The following is a 14,232-nucleotide window of genomic DNA, read 5'->3' on the forward strand; positions in this document are numbered from 1 at the left end:
GTCGCCCAGCATCCGTTTGGGCGACCGCACAGCGCCGGTCTCCCATCCACCGGACGACGCACCAGGGGGAACCGCACGTGGCCGACTACGACGAGGTCGACTTCTTCACCGACGCCTCGCTGCTCGAGGACCCGTACCCGTACTTCGAGCACCTGCGGGCCAAGTGCCCGATCGCCCCCACCGGCACCTACGGGGTGCTGGCGGTCACCGGGTGGGACGAGGCCTCGGAGATCTACCGGGACGTCGACACCTTCTCGTCGTGCAACTCGGTCATCGGCCCGTTCGCCGAGTTCCCGGTGGCGCTCGAGGGCGACGACGTGAGCGCGACGATCGACGAGTTCCGCGACCAGCTGCCGATGAACGAGCACATGGTCACGATGGACCCGCCGATGCACACGAACGAGCGGGCCCTGCTCATGCGGCTGCTCACGCCCCGGCGCCTGAAGGAGAACGAGGCGTTCATGTGGGGCCTCGCCGACCGCCAGCTCGACGAGTTCCTCGCCAACGGCCGGTGCGAGTTCATCCGCGAGTACGCGCAGCCCTTCGCCATGTTCGCGGTGGCCGATGTGCTCGGCGTGCCCGAGGAGGACCACGGCGAGTTCCGCCGCTTCTTCGGCATGAGCCAGCCGCCGGGCATGGTCAACCAGGGCGACGTGAAGGACGACGCGCCGCTCAACAAGCTCGACTCGCTCGACGAGTGGTTCGCGACCTACATCGAGGACCGCCGCGCCAACCCCCGCAAGGACGTGCTGACCGACCTCGCCCTCGGGACCTACCCCGACGGGTCGGTCCCGCCGGTCGTGAACGTCGTGCGCAGCGCGACGTTCCTCTTCGCCGCCGGCCAGGAGACGACGGCCAAGCTGCTCGCCACCTGCCTGCAGCACCTGTGCGAGCACCCCGAGGTGCAGGACGAGCTGCGGGCGGAGCGCGAGCTGATCCCCGAGTTCGTCGAGGAGGCGCTCCGGCTGGAGAGCCCGGTCAAGGCCGACTTCCGCCTGACGCGCCGCACCACGAACGTGAGCGGCGTCGAGATCGCGGCCGGCACGCCCGTCATGCTGCTCAACGGCGCCGCCAACCGCGATCCCCGCCGGTTCGAGTGCCCCGAGGAGTTCCGCATCCGCCGGCCCAACTCGCGCGAGCACGTCGCGTTCGGTCGGGGCCACCACTCCTGCCCCGGCGGGCCGCTCGCCAGGGTCGAGGCCCGGGTGAGCCTGGAGCGCATCCTCGACCGGACCCGCGACCTGCGGCTGTCGGAGGAGCACCACGGCCCGCCCGGTGACCGCCACTTCGACTACGAGCCGACGTGGATCCTCCGTGGCCTGACCAAGCTCCACATCGAGTTCACCCCCGTCGAGGCCGCGTCGTGAGCGCGGCCTCCGACGGCGCTCCCGGCGCCACCGGCGGGGGCGACGCCGCCCGGGTCGCCGTCGTCACCGGCGCGGCGTCGGGCATCGGCCTCGGCATCGCCCGTCGGCTCGCGTCCGACGGCCACGCCGTCGCGCTGCTCGACCGCAACGGCCCGGCCGCCGAGCGCGAGGCCGCCGCGATCGTCGCCGACGGCGGCCGGGCGATCGGGCTCGAGTGCGACGTCTCGGACCGGCCCGCGGTCGAGACGGCGTACGCCGTGGTCCGGGGCGACCTCGGGCCGATCACGATCGTGGTCACCAGCGCCGGCATCGAGTCGTTCGACCGGATCGAGTCGATCTCCCCCGAGCTCTGGGACCGCGTCATCGGGGTCAACCTCACCGGCACCTTCACCTGCCTGCAGCTCGCCATCGCCGACATGGAGGAGGCGGGCTGGGGCCGCATGGTGACGATCTCGTCGTCGAGCGCGCAGTCCGGGACCAGCCGGATGGCGCACTACGTGGCGTCCAAGGGCGGCGTCATCGGGCTGACCAAGGCGTTCGCCCACGAGCTCGCCAAGCGCAACATCACCGTCAACACGATCCCGCCCACGCTGGTCGACACACCGATGGCCCGCCACGCCGAGCAGGAGGGCGACGTGCCGCCGATCGACACGATCGCCGGCTTCGTGCCGCTCGGCCGCGCCGGCACGCCCGACGACATCGCCGCCGCGTGCTCGTTCCTGTGCAGCGAGGAGGCGGGCTACATCACCGGCCAGGTGATCGGCGTCAACGGCGGCATGTACATCTGACGCGCCCCGTCCCGTCCTGTTCCCGAGAACCGGGGTGTTCGCCCCAGCGGGTGGGAACAGAACGGGTGGTGGGCGTCAGCGTCCGGGCCTGGTCGACAGCTCGACGGGCACGTACTCCGGGTCGGACTCGTCGCGCATGCTGAACCGCCAGCGGCAGCACACGTCGCCGGGGTCCCGGCGCGGCGGGATCGCGAGGATGTCGACCTTCATGTTGGGGTCGTACAGCTTCGTGGTGACGATCATCGACTTCGGACAGGTCGAGTGGCAGTTCTTCTCGAGGATGTCGGGGCGACCCATCCCCTCCCACTGGTCGACGGCCACGCAGCGGTTGAACGTCATGATCCCGACGTCGGGCTCGGGCATCTCGAACGTGAGGTCGAACGCCTTGCCCGGCATCGCCGTGGCGTCCATCTGGAGGTCCTTCATCCAGTCGGCGACCGTGCCGCCGGAGATGCCGAGGTACTCCGACATCAGGCGCGTGCGGGCCGGGAGCACGGTGTCGCCCCAGAGCTGGAACTGGATCTCGAACATCGTGTCGAGCCCGTAGCGGACGACGATCTGGGCTGCCCACCCCTCGATGCACTGGAGGAGGTACTCGTGGCTGCCCAGCACGAGGGTCACCAGCTCCGACTTCGTCAGGTCCGCGTGGGACGGGTCGGGGCTGAACAGGCCGGTGTAGACGACCCGTGTCCGCGCCCGGTCGGCCTCCGGCACCGCCTCGTTCGGGTCGACGTAGCCGGCGCCGCTCGGCAGGAACTCGTCCACCATCCGTGGGATCTCGGGGAGGACCTGGTCGGTCCACGCCGCCCACTCGATCTCGGCCATCGTCTCGGCGCCGTAGCGGGCGCTCACCTCGTCCGCCCACGCGTCGACCGTGGCGAGCAGGTACTTCTCGCTGTACGGCAGGACGCGGTGCGCGAGGGCGTCCGTGGAGAAGTCCGTGTAGCGCAGGTCCGGGCGGTACGGGCCGCTGTAGTCCGCCAGCTCGGCGCCGGAGTCGACGTCGAGCTCCTGGCGGATGTCGAGGTCGCCACGAGCGAACGTGACGCCCTCGTCGACCGCCTTCGGGAACTTCGGGTAGTTCACGAGGTCGACGCCGAGCATCAGCACGAAGTCGTCCTGCGCGTAGTCGTCGTCGAGGTGCGCCCCCGGCTTGCGCAGCTCCAGGAAGGTGTCGAGCTGCTCGTCGAGCATCGCCGCCTCGGACAGGTCGTCGGACATGGGCTCCCCCTCGGACCGGACCGGCCGGGCGCCGGTCCCTGCGTTGGCGAGGCTAGCCGATCGGCTAGTCCGGCGCACCGCTGCCGGTCCGCGAGCGGCCGGTAGCGTCGGCGGCGTGGCGACCGACGAGGACGGCGATGACCCGATCGCGGTGCGCGCCGCCCGCTACAGCACGGCGCAGCGCCGGACCGCCGACGTCGCGCTGGACCTCTTCGCGGCCCACGGGGTCGCCGGCACGTCGCTGCAGATGATCGCCGACGACCTCGGCGTCACCAAGGCCGCGGTGTACCACCAGTTCCGGTCGAAGGAGTCCATCGTCGTGGCGGTGCTCGACGTGCGGCTGCTGCCGCTCGCCGACGCGGTCGACCGCGCCGAGGCGGCCGGGGGCACCCCGTCGGCGCGCCGGGAGCTCCTCACCGCGATCCTCCGGGCCGTCGTCGCGGACCGGGCGGCCTGGCGCGCCCTGCAGTCCGACCCGGTCCTGCTGCGGACGCTCGGCGAGCACGGACCGTCCCGCGACCTGTGGAGCCGCCTGTTCCGCCTCCTCGTCGGCGACGACCGGGAGCCCGCCGACCGAGTGCGGGCCGCGGTCCTGTCGGCCGCGATCGGCGCCGTCTCGCACCCCTTCGTCGCCGACCTCCCCGACGACGAGCTGGCGGCCGACCTCCTGCCGATCCTGTCGGAGCTCGCCGGCACGGCCCCGCCGCACCGGGGCCGGCGGACGGCGCCCCCGGATCCGCCGGATCGCTAGGATCAGCGGCGTGCTGTGCGGGTGCACAGCACGCTCACGTCCGGGGGACGCACCACATGCCCAGCGACACGACCGCAGCACCCATCCGGGTGGTCCAGTGGACGACCGGCAACGTCGGCACCCAGTCGGTGCGGGCCATCGTCGACAACCCGGGGCTCGAGCTCGTCGGGTGCTTCGCCTGGTCCGACGCCAAGGTCGGCGTCGACGTCGGCGAGCTGGTGGGGATCGCACCGATCGGGGTCGACGCCACCGACGACGTCGACGCCCTGCTCGCGCTCGAACCCGACTGCGTCGTCTACAACCCGATGTGGCCGTCGGTCGACGAGCTGGAGCGGATCCTCGCGAGCGGCGTGAAACGTCGTGACCACCGCCGCGTTCATCACGGGCGAGCGCCTCGGCGACGACCGGGACCGGCTGGTGGCGGCGTGCCTGAAGGGCGGCACCTCGCTGTTCGGGACCGGCGTCAGCCCCGGCTTCGCCCAGCTGGTGGCCGTGACGGTCGCCGGCATCTGCAGCCGCATCGACAAGGTCGTCGTCGCCGAGACCGCCGACACCACGTTCTACGACTCGCCCGACACGGAGCGGCCGGCCGGCTTCGGTCGCCCGATCGACGACCCGGAGCTGGCGTCGATGGCGCAGCACGGCACCGCCGTGTTCGGCGAGGCGGTCGCCATGGTGGCCGACGTCCTCGGGGTCGAGCTCGACTCGATCGTCTGCGAGACGGAGTTCGCGCAGACCACCGAGGACGTCGAGATGACGTCGTGGACCATCCCCGCCGGCCACGTGGCCGGCGTGGCCGCCAGCTGGCAGGGGCGGGTCGGCGACCGAACGGTGGTCGAGCTGAGCGTGCGCTGGAAGAAGGGCACGACGCTCGACCCCGACTGGGTGATCGAGCGCGACGGCTGGGTGATCCGGGTCGAGGGGCTGCCCACGGTCACCGCGGCGCTCGACTTCCTGCCGCCACCCGACTTCGAGGGCGAGACCCTGGAAGACTTCATGGCCATCGGCCACATCATCACGGCCGTCCCGGCCCTCAACGCCGTCCCGGCCGTGGTGGCGGCCCCGCCCGGCATCCTCACCTACGCGGATCTCGGCGCCGCCCACGCCCGGGGGTGGGTGCCGCGGTGGAGCTGACGAACCCGCCCACCGACCCCGAGGTGCGCGACGAGATCATCGACACGGTCCGCCGCTTCGTCGCCCGCGACGTCATCGGAGTGGCGTCCGAGCTGGAGCACCGTGACGAGTTCCCCGCCGACATCGTCGCCACGATGCGCGAGCTGGGGCTGTTCGGCATCACGATCCCCGAGCGGTTCGGCGGTCTGGGGCTCGACCTCCTCACCTACGTCGGCGTGATCGAGGAGCTCGCGTACGGCTGGATGAGCCTCACCGGCATCGTGAACACCCACACGATGGCGGCCACGTTGCTCATGCGCCACGGGACCGAGGAGCAGTGCGAGCGACTCCTCCCGACGATGGCGACCGGCGAGGTCCGCGGTGCGATGTCCCTCTCGGAGCCCGACGCCGGCAGCGACACGCAGAACATCTCGTGCCGGGCCGTGCGCGACGGCGACGAGTACGTCGTCGACGGCACCAAGGCCTGGGTCACCAACGGCGAGCGGGCCGGCATCGTCGCCCTGGTCGCCCGGACCGAGGAGGGCATCTCGACCTTCGTCGTCGAGAAGGAGCCCGGCCCCACGTTCGAGGGCATCTCGATCGCCAGCCATGTCGGCAAGCTCGGCTACCGGGGGACGGAGACGGTCGAGATGTCCTACGCCGGCCACCGCGTGCCGGCCGCCAACCTCGTGGGCGAGCCGGGGCGCGGCCTTCCGCAGATCCTGGGCGTGCTCGAGATCGGGCGCATCAACATCGCCTCGCGAGCGGTCGGCGTGGCCCGGGCCGCGTTCGACGCCGCGCTCACCTACGCGCAGCAGCGCGAGACCTTCGGGAAGCCGATCGCCCAGCACCAGGCGATCCAGATGAAGCTCGCCGACATGGCGACCCGCCTGCAGGCCGCCCGGCTGCTCACGCGGGACGCGGCGGAGCGCAAGGCGGCCGGCCTGCGCTGCGACGTGGAGGCGGGCATGGCCAAGCTCTTCGCGAGCGAGACGGCCTTGGAGCTCGCCACCGAGGCGATGCGCATCCACGGCGGCGTCGGCTACACGACCGACCTGCCCGTCGAGCGCTACTACCGGGACGCACCCCTCATGGTCATCGGCGAGGGCACGAACGAGATCCAGCGGATCGTGATCGCCCGAGGCCTGCTCGCCCGCTCGATGGAGGCGCCCGACCGGTCCGTCCTCTGACGGCCGACCGGCCCGACCGGCCCGACCGGGCCGTGCAGGCGCGCCAGGCGGGTCGCGGTCGGGCGAGGTGGCGGCTCAGGCGACGACGGTGTCCTCGACCCCGACCAGCGAGGCGAGGTTCCCGCCCATGATCTTGCGGATCGCGTCGTCGGGCAGCCCCGCCAGCTCGTCGACGTAGCTCGCCGGATCGGCCAGGCCCTCGGGGTGCGGGTAGTCGGAGCCGAACAGCACGTGCCCGGTGCCGATGAGCTCGGCCAGCGCGCCGAGGTCCTCCTCCCAGAACGGGCTCACGTAGATGTTCCGCTTGAAGACCGCGACCGGGTCCTCGATGAAGTCCTGCGGCATCTTCTTGTAGGTGTCGGCGAGGTTGCCGAGCAGCGGCGCGACCCAGCTGCTGCCGTTCTCGATCACCGCGACCTTGAGGTCGGGGTGGCGGGAGAGGGCGCCGTGGCAGATCAGGGCGGCGACGGCGTCCTCGACCGGCCGCCACTGCGACAGCATGCGGAACGCCTGGGGCTGGAACGGCAGCATCTCGCTGTCGCTGCCCATCCAGTCGTTCGTGTAGCGGTCGTAGCCGCTGTCGGACGAGTGCATGCCGACGAGGAGGTCGTGCTCGACCACCTTCTCCCAGAACGGGTCGAACTCGGGGAAGCCGAAGGACCGGGGGCCGCGCGGTCCCGACGGGGGTGCCGGCCGGATGAGCACGACCCGGGCGCCGCGCTCGACGACCCACTCGAGCTCCTCGATGGCGCGCTCGACGATCGGCAGCGTGATCACCGGCGTCGCGAAGATGCGGCCCTCGTAGTCGAACTGCCAGGTCTCGTACATCCACTCGTTGAGCGCGTGGACGACGGCGTGGGCGAGCTCGGGGGCGTCGCGCATCCGCTCCTCGATCAGGCTGGCCAACGTCGGGAACATGAGCGCCCGGTCGATCCCCTGCTCGTCCATCAGCGCCAACCGCGACGCCGGCTCACGGAAGGCGTCGATCGCACGCATCGGCTCGCCGAAGATCTCGCGGCGCGACTTGCCGTCGGGGTTGCCGTGCCGGAAGTAGTCCTCCTGCGCACCGGGCCGGGCGACGACGTCGAAGGTCGGGTTGGGGATGTACTCGCTGATCCGCCCGCGCACCGCGATCTTCGTGCGGCCCCGGACGTCGACGTAGTCGATCGCGCCGCGGTAGCGGTCGGGGAGGAACTTCGTCAGCGCCTCCTTGGTCTCGTACATGTGGTTGTCGGCGTCGAACACCGGGACGTCGAGGAAGCGTGTGGGTGGCATGTCGGCACCTCCGGGTGCGGTCGTTCAGGTCGTCCGGGTCACAGCTCGCCCTGCAGGGAGGCGAGGAAGTCGCGCGTGCGCTGGCGCGAGGTGATGAGCTCGTCGCGGGTGTCGCCGATCGGCACGACGCGGATCGACACGTCGGTGGCCCCGGCATCCGCGAAGGACCGCAGACGCTTGGTCACGGACGCCTCGGACCCCGCAGCGAGGATGTCGCCGACCTCGCGGGCCTCGCCATGGGTGAGGAGTTGCTGGTAGTTCGGCGACACCTCGGCCTCGGCGAGGAGCCGGTTGGCCCGGGCCACCGCCTCGTCGACCCGGTCCTCGTCGCAGACGCACACGGGCACGCCGGCGACGATCCTCGGGGCCGGCCGACCGGCCGCGGCGGCGGCCTGGCCGATGCGGGGCGCGACGTGGGTCTCGATCGACCGCTCGTCGGCCATCCAGAGGATCGTCCCGTCGGTCCGCTCCCCCGCCAGGCGCAGCATCTGCGGGCCGAGCGCCGCGATCAGGACCGGGGTCGGCGCGACGTCGGTCACGTCGAGCGGGACGTGCACCCGGTAGGTGCCGTTCTCGACGTCGACCATCCCGGGTCCGGCGAGCGCCGGCTCGAGCACGTCGAGCTGGTCCCGCATGGTGGCGATGGGGCGCTCGTACGGCAGACCGAGCATCTCGTCGATGATCCAGTGGTGCGACACGCCGAGGCCGAGGCGCAGCCGGCCGCGGCACACCGCCTGGACCGACAGCGCCTGCTGCGCCAGCGCGACCGGGTGCCGGGGCTGGACGGGCACGACGGCCGTGCCGATCTCGATGCGCTCGGTCTCGGCCCCGATGAGGGCCGCGGCCGTGAGGGCGTCGAACTCGTCGGGGATCTGCGGGACCCAGACGGTCGAGAACCCGGCCTCCTCGGCCCACCGGCCGTCGCGGCGGAGGCGATCGACCTTCGTGTCGTACCGCCCGCGCTCCGGGCCGATCATCAGGCCGATGCGCACGTTCCGTCCTCGCTCTGCCCGGCGCCGCGGCCCTCAGGCGACCGTGCCACTGGCCTTCATCGCGACGATCGCGTCCCAGTCGTAGCCGACCTCCTGGAGGATGTCGTCGCCGTGCTCGTTGAACTCGGGGGCGCGGCGCGCCTGCGGCGGTCGCTCGTCGTACTGCACCGGTGCCCCGGCCAGCCGGAACGGCGCTCCGGTCGACGTCTCGCAGTCCACGACGTAGCCGTTGGCGACGGTCTGCGGGTCCTCGGCCGCGGCGAGGGTGTCCTGGACGACGGTCCACTGCCCGCTGAACTCCTCGAGGCGCTTGCGCCACTCGTCGGCGTCGTGGGCGGCGATCGCCGCCGCCAGCTCGTCACCGGCGGCGCCGGCGTGCTCCGACAGCGAGGCGTGGTCCGCGAAGCGCTCGTCGGTGGCGAGCTCGGGCCGGCCGATGATGTCGCACACCTCGGCCCAGTAGCGGGCGGCCTGCAGGCACGAGAAGGACACGAACGTCCCGTCCGCCGCGCGGTACGTGGCCACGAGCGGGTTGCGGGACGTGCCCGGCGGCGGCGGGCCCCACGGGATGCCGAGCTGCAGCGACAGGGCGAGCGCGGCGCCCATCGACCAGAGGCCGACGCCGAGGAGCGACACGTCGACGACGGTCGGCTCGCCGGTGCGCTCGCGGTGGAACAGCGCGCCCATGATCGCCCCGGCGATCGTCATGGCCCCGATCGAGTCACCGAACGCAGGGGCCGGCGGGGGCGGGACGGTCGCGGCGTCCTGCTGCTTCACGCCGAGCGCCATGCCGGAGCGGTGCCAGTACGACAGCACGTCGTAGGAGCCCTTGTCGGCATCGGGGCCCCGACTGCCCTGGCCCGTGCCGCGGACGTAGATGATGTCGGGGTTGGATCGGCGGATGTCGTCGACGTCGATGCTGAGCTTGGTGCGGACGCTCGGCAGCTTGTTGGTGAGGAAGACGTCGCAGGTGGCGGCGATGCGTCCGAGCACCTCGAGGCCCTCGGGCGTCGACAGGTCGAGCCCGAGGCTGCGCTTGCCGCGGTTGGAGTGCTCGAGCAGCACGTGCACGTCGGAGCTCATGATCCCGACGCCGCTCGACATGAGGCCGCGCATGGCGTCGCCGCGCTCCACGTGCTCGATCTTGATGACCTCGGCACCCCAGTCGGCGAGCAGCGCTGACGCTGCGGGCACGAACGTGTGCTCGGCCACCTCCAGGACCCGTACGCCCTGCATCACGTCGGTCATCTCGACCCCCCGATCGATCCGGGACCCCCCGGTCCGCCGCGGGTGCTTCCACACCCCGCTGGCGCTCACCGTAGCAGGTAAGTGAGCAGCCGCTCATCTCGTGAGAGGCTCGTTCTCGTGACCCGCCGTGCGGGCGGCGACGTCGTTCTCGACGTCGACGTCGACGTCGGTTACGGTCCGATCGGACCCGGGCCGACCCCCGGTCCCGATGGACCCGGACGAGGGCCCACCGACGATGGGAGGCAGCCCGATGGGCGACACGGTGGCGCAGGTCCCCTTCGCACCCGAGGTGTTCACCTGGCCCAGCGACGAGCCGCAGCTGATCGGCGGACGCTGCGCGGACTGCGGCTCGGTGACCTTCCCGCGCCCGCCGTCGTGCGCCCGCTGCGGGTCGACCTCGGTCGACGAGCACCTCCTCCCCCGCACCGGCACCCTCTGGACGTTCACGACCCAGGGGTTCCTTCCGAAGGAGCCCTACAAGGGCGGCGAGACGCCCGAGTCGTTCGTGCCGTTCGGGGTGGGGCTGGTGCAGCTCGGCGACGAGGTCCGCGTCGAGTCCCGCCTCACCGAGAACGACCCCGAGCGGCTCCGCATCGGCATGCCGCTCGAGCTCGTGGTCGTGCCGTTCCGGACCGACCCCGACGGCACCGAGGTGATGACGTTCGCCTTCTCCCCGAGCACCGGAGGTGCCTGACGTGACCGACGTGGCGATCATCGGCGTCGGGCTCCACCCGTTCGGGCGCTTCGGCGACACGTCCGCCATCGACATGGCGGCGGTCGCCGTGCGGGCCGCGCTGGCCGACGCCGGCATCACGTGGCCGCAGGTGCAGTTCGGCTTCGGCGGCAGCTTCGAGGTCGACAACCCCGACGCCGTCACCGGCCGGCTCGGCCTCACCGGCATCCCCTTCATGGACGTGTACAACGGCTGCGCCACCGCGGCCACGGCGCTCCAGCTCACCGCCGACGCGATCCGCTCGGGCCAGTACGACATCGGCGTGGCGGTGGGCATGGACAAGCACGGCCACGGGGCCTTCACGTCCGACCCCGTCGACTACGGGGCGCCGCCCTGGTACGGCGACACGGGCCACTTCCTCACGACCAAGTTCTTCGCCATGAAGATCAACCGCTACATGCACGACCACGGGATCTCGCCCGAGACCCTGGCCCGGGTGGCGGCGAAGGCCTACCGCAACGGGGAGCTGAACCCGAACGCCTTCCGTCGGAAGGCCATCTCCGAGGACGAGATCCTGTCGTCGAGGATGCTCAACTTCCCGCTCACGCAGTACATGTTCTGCTCGCCCGACGAGGGCGCGGCCGCCGTCATCCTGTGCCGCGCCGACCTGGCCCGGCAGTACACCTCGACGCCGATCTACCTGCGCGCCACCACGCTGCGGACCCGCCGCTACGGGGCGTTCGAGGTGCACGCGTCGTGGGCCGCCGTCGAGCAGGACGACGCGCCGACCGTCTACGCCTCGCGCGCCGCGTACGAGATGGCCGGCATCGGCCCCGAGGACGTCGACGTGGTCCAGCTGCAGGACACCGACGCCGGCGCCGAGGTCATCCACATGGCCGAGAACGGGTTCTGCGCCGACGGCGACCAGGAGCGGCTGCTGGCCGAGGGCGCGACCGAGATCGGCGGCGCGCTGCCGATCAACACCGACGGCGGGCTCATCGCCAACGGCGAGCCGATCGGGGCCTCGGGCCTGCGGCAGGTCCACGAGCTGGTCCACCAGCTGCGAGGGACGGCCGGCGACCGGCAGGTGCCCGGCGATCCACGGGTGGGCTACGCCCAGCTCTACGGCGCCCCGGGCACCGCCGGGGTGTCGATCGTCAGCCGCTAGCGCCCCCCGGCCGGCTCAGGCCACGCCGGCGCGCTCGCGCAGCACCAGCTTCTCGACCTTGCCCGCCGCGTTGACGGGCAGGTCGTCGACCACCTCGACGCGCCGCGGGACCTTGTAGTTGGCCATCCGCTCGCGGGCCCAGGCGATCACCTCCGCCGGGTCGGGGTGCGCGCCGGCGGCCGGCACGACGAAGGCCATGCCGACCTCGCCGAGCCGCTCGTCGGGGATGCCGATCACGGCCGCCCGGGCGATCGCGGGGTGCCCGAGCAGCGCGTCCTCGATCTCGGCCGGGTACGCGTTGAACCCGCCGACGATGAACATGTCCTTGGCCCGGCCCACGATCCGGAGGCGGCCGTCGCCGTCGACCACGCCGATGTCGCCGGTGCGCAGCCAGCCGTCGGCCGACAGGGCCGCGGCGGTCGAGTCGGGGTCGTCGAGGTAGTGCGACATGACCGTGGCACCGCGCAGGAGGACCTCTCCCGCGTCGCCCTGCGGCACCTCCGCGCCGTCGCCGTCGACCACCCGCAGCTCGAAGCCCGGACGGGGTCGCCCGACGGTGGTGGCGACGGCCTCGGGCGGGTCGCCCGGCTCGGTCGCCGTCGCGGTCCCGCCCTCGGACAGCCCGTAGCCGGAGAGCACGACCTCGAACGGCAGCTCCTCCTGGACCCGACGGATCAGCGTGACCGGGATGTCGGCCGCCCCGGTCACCGCGATCCGCAGGCTCGACAGGTCGCGGTCGCCCGCTGCCGCGCCGTCGAGGATCGACTGGTACAGGGTGGGCGCCCCGGGGAGGACCGTGATCCGCTCGCGCTCGACGGTGCCCAGCACCTCGTCGGCGTCGAAGACGGCCACCGGGTGCATCGTCAGGCCGGCCACCGTCGAGGCCAGGATCCCCGCCTTGAGCCCGAACATGTGGAAGTACGGGTTGACCATCAGGTACCGGTCCTCCGCCCGGATGCCGGTCATCGCCACCCAGTCGCGGGCGACGCCCATCGTCCCGGCGTGGGTCTGGACGACGCCCTTCGGGACGCCGGTCGTCCCCGAGGTGAAGAGGATGTCGGACACGTCGGTCGCCGCCACCGCGGCGGCGCGACGGTCGAGCTCGGCCAGGTCGGCCTCGGTGACGCCGGCGAGCAGCTCGTCCCACGACGTGGTCCCCTCGACCGGCGGGCCGGCGGCGACCACGATCGTGCGGAGCGCCGGGACGTCGGTGGTGGCGCCGCGCAGCATGGCGACGTGGTCCGCGCCGAGGAAGTCGGTGACGGTGACCAGCGTGCCGGCGCCGCTGCGCGACAGGACGACGGCGGCCTCGTCGCCCTTGAAGCGCGTGTTGACCGGCACGAGGGTCGCACCGGCCGAGGCCAGGCCCAGCAGCGCCACGATCCAGCGAGCCGAGTTGGGCGCCCAGATCGCCACGCGGTCGCCGGGGCGGACGCCGACGTGGCACAGCGCGGCGCCGAAGGTCCGGGCGGCGTCGGCCAGCTCGGACCAGGTGAGCACGGTGTCGCCGTCGACGACGGCGGTGCGCCCGCCGTGGTCGCGGACGGCAGCGGCGAGCGCCGCAGGGATGGTCGTCGCGTCGGTGGTGCCCATGTCGGCCCGTCCTCTCGTCATGACGTCGGCGTGCGGCGTCGGCGCACGGTCCCCCGTGGACGGCTCGCCGTCAGGCGTCGCGCGGGAGCCCGATCGCGCCCGCCCACAGCAGGGTCAGCTGCTCCGCCGCCGTGTCGAGGTCGTAGTCGCCCCAGTGCTCGATCAGCCACAGCTCGGCGAAGCGGGCGACCATGGAGCCGAGCGCCGCCGCGGCGATCTCGGGGTCGACCTCGGCCGAGGCGGTGCCCTCCGCCTGCATCCGCCGGATCGAGCGCTCGGCCCGGTCGGCGAAGTGCTTCTGGCGACGCATCCGGGCCTCGCTCACGTGCGGGTCGTAGCGGGACACCTCCTCGATCACGCCCATGATCCGGCCGTTGTCGCGGTAGCGCTCGAGGTAGCGGCGGTTGGCCCGCGCCAACCGCTCCCAGTCGCTCAGGTCCCCGGGATCGTCCTGTCCGTCCGCGGCCGTCGCCGGGGCGGTCAGGGCCGCCTCCTGCAGCTCGGCGATCTCCCGGAACACCTGCTCCTTCGAATCGAAGTAGTGGTAGAAGGACCCGTGCGAGAGCCCGGCCTCCTTGGCGATGTCGGAGATCCGGGCCTCGAGGAAGCCGCTCTGCTCGAAGACCCGCTGCGCCGCCTCGAGGAGCCGGGCCTTGGTCTCCGCCCCCTTCCGGGAACGTGGTCCGGTGGACTGCTCCGCTGGCTCGGGGGTGGGCATCGGTGGCGTCTCCGTCCGTCCGTCCGACGGGACGGGCCGATCCGTCCCTCGCGGTGGTGGGCCGTCCCACTGTAGGAGAGCCCGTCCGCTCGCCCGTCCGGTGCCGGCACCCCTCCGACCCGGCCTCCACCGCGC

Annotated in this window: 12 protein-coding genes and 1 pseudogene; 7 read left to right on the top strand and 6 right to left on the bottom strand. The window is 72.4% G+C overall.

What is annotated here, in order from left to right:
- Window positions 1-77: 77 nt before the first annotated feature.
- Window positions 78-1,367: a cytochrome P450 gene (locus tag LH044_RS03725; RefSeq protein ID WP_227758459.1), complete on the top strand. Its 1,290-nt coding sequence runs from the start codon at window positions 78-80 to the stop codon at window positions 1,365-1,367.
- Window positions 1,364-2,155, top strand: coding sequence for an SDR family NAD(P)-dependent oxidoreductase (locus tag LH044_RS03730; RefSeq protein ID WP_227758460.1), 792 nt, complete (start codon window positions 1,364-1,366; stop codon window positions 2,153-2,155). The genes LH044_RS03725 and LH044_RS03730 overlap by 4 nt, the downstream gene beginning before the upstream one ends.
- A 75-nt stretch (window positions 2,156-2,230) precedes the next feature.
- Here the strand turns inward: LH044_RS03730 and LH044_RS03735 are convergent, their stop codons facing one another.
- Window positions 2,231-3,376 (bottom strand): hypothetical protein, encoded by a 1,146-nt coding sequence (locus LH044_RS03735; protein ID WP_227758461.1) that lies wholly within the window; start codon window positions 3,374-3,376, stop codon window positions 2,231-2,233.
- Window positions 3,377-3,491: 115 nt separating this feature from the next.
- Here LH044_RS03735 and LH044_RS03740 point away from each other — a divergent pair, with 115 nt between their 5' ends.
- The 3 genes and pseudogenes from LH044_RS03740 (at window position 3,492) to LH044_RS03755 (ending at window position 6,430) form a co-directional block, all read left to right on the top strand.
- A complete protein-coding gene (locus LH044_RS03740) occupies window positions 3,492-4,127 on the top strand; it encodes a TetR/AcrR family transcriptional regulator (RefSeq protein WP_227758462.1) in 636 nt (211 codons plus the stop codon).
- A 56-nt stretch (window positions 4,128-4,183) separates the two neighbouring features.
- Window positions 4,184-5,261: pseudogene (locus LH044_RS03750) on the top strand (NAD(P)H-dependent amine dehydrogenase family protein).
- Window positions 5,252-6,430: an acyl-CoA dehydrogenase family protein gene (locus LH044_RS03755; RefSeq protein WP_227758465.1), complete on the top strand. Its 1,179-nt coding sequence runs from the start codon at window positions 5,252-5,254 to the stop codon at window positions 6,428-6,430. The pseudogene LH044_RS03750 and the gene LH044_RS03755 overlap by 10 nt, the downstream one beginning before the upstream one ends.
- 75 nt (window positions 6,431-6,505) lie before the next feature.
- On the opposite strand, the gene LH044_RS03760 is transcribed toward LH044_RS03755, so the two are convergent.
- From LH044_RS03760 to LH044_RS03770, 3 genes are read right to left on the bottom strand one after another with little or no spacing between them, the layout of a single operon-like run.
- Window positions 6,506-7,705, bottom strand: a complete 1,200-nt coding sequence (locus tag LH044_RS03760) for an amidohydrolase family protein (RefSeq protein ID WP_227758466.1) — start codon at window positions 7,703-7,705, stop codon at window positions 6,506-6,508.
- A 38-nt stretch (window positions 7,706-7,743) separates the two neighbouring features.
- The gene (locus LH044_RS03765) at window positions 7,744-8,697 is read right to left on the bottom strand and encodes a TIGR03564 family F420-dependent LLM class oxidoreductase (RefSeq protein WP_227758467.1); all 954 of its coding nucleotides are present in this window, start codon (window positions 8,695-8,697) and stop codon (window positions 7,744-7,746) included.
- Between the two features lie 33 nt (window positions 8,698-8,730).
- On the bottom strand, window positions 8,731-9,945 hold the full coding sequence (locus LH044_RS03770) for a CaiB/BaiF CoA transferase family protein (RefSeq protein ID WP_227758468.1): 1,215 nt from the start codon (window positions 9,943-9,945) through the stop codon (window positions 8,731-8,733).
- Between the two features lie 250 nt (window positions 9,946-10,195).
- On the opposite strand from LH044_RS03770, the gene LH044_RS03775 reads away from it, so the two are divergent.
- Together LH044_RS03775 and LH044_RS03780 are read left to right on the top strand one after the other, a co-directional pair.
- Window positions 10,196-10,639 carry a Zn-ribbon domain-containing OB-fold protein gene (locus LH044_RS03775; RefSeq protein ID WP_227758469.1) on the top strand — a complete coding sequence of 148 codons (444 nt, stop codon included), beginning with the start codon at window positions 10,196-10,198 and terminating at the stop codon, window positions 10,637-10,639.
- Window position 10,640: 1 nt separating this feature from the next.
- A complete protein-coding gene (locus LH044_RS03780; RefSeq protein WP_227758470.1) occupies window positions 10,641-11,786 on the top strand; it encodes a thiolase family protein in 1,146 nt (381 codons plus the stop codon).
- Between the two features lie 15 nt (window positions 11,787-11,801).
- Here the strand turns inward: LH044_RS03780 and LH044_RS03785 are convergent, their stop codons facing one another.
- The gene (locus tag LH044_RS03785) at window positions 11,802-13,379 is read right to left on the bottom strand and encodes a FadD3 family acyl-CoA ligase (RefSeq protein ID WP_227758471.1); all 1,578 of its coding nucleotides are present in this window, start codon (window positions 13,377-13,379) and stop codon (window positions 11,802-11,804) included.
- A gap of 70 nt (window positions 13,380-13,449) precedes the next feature.
- A complete protein-coding gene (locus LH044_RS03790) occupies window positions 13,450-14,097 on the bottom strand; it encodes a TetR/AcrR family transcriptional regulator (RefSeq protein ID WP_227758472.1) in 648 nt (215 codons plus the stop codon).
- Window positions 14,098-14,232 lie beyond the last annotated feature (135 nt).

Source organism: Dermatobacter hominis (assembly GCF_020715685.1).
Taxonomy (GTDB): domain Bacteria; phylum Actinomycetota; class Acidimicrobiia; order Acidimicrobiales; family Microtrichaceae; genus Dermatobacter; species Dermatobacter hominis.

Coding starts and splice junctions, on each gene's coding strand:
- LH044_RS03735 (WP_227758461.1), bottom strand. CDS start 3,376: ATGTCCGACGACCTGTCCGAGGCGGCGATGCTCGACGAGCAGCTCGAC.
- LH044_RS03760 (WP_227758466.1), bottom strand. CDS start 7,705: ATGCCACCCACACGCTTCCTCGACGTCCCGGTGTTCGACGCCGACAAC.
- LH044_RS03770 (WP_227758468.1), bottom strand. CDS start 9,945: ATGACCGACGTGATGCAGGGCGTACGGGTCCTGGAGGTGGCCGAGCAC.
- LH044_RS03775 (WP_227758469.1), top strand. CDS start 10,196: ATGGGCGACACGGTGGCGCAGGTCCCCTTCGCACCCGAGGTGTTCACC.
- LH044_RS03785 (WP_227758471.1), bottom strand. CDS start 13,379: ATGGGCACCACCGACGCGACGACCATCCCTGCGGCGCTCGCCGCTGCC.
- LH044_RS03790 (WP_227758472.1), bottom strand. CDS start 14,097: ATGCCCACCCCCGAGCCAGCGGAGCAGTCCACCGGACCACGTTCCCGG.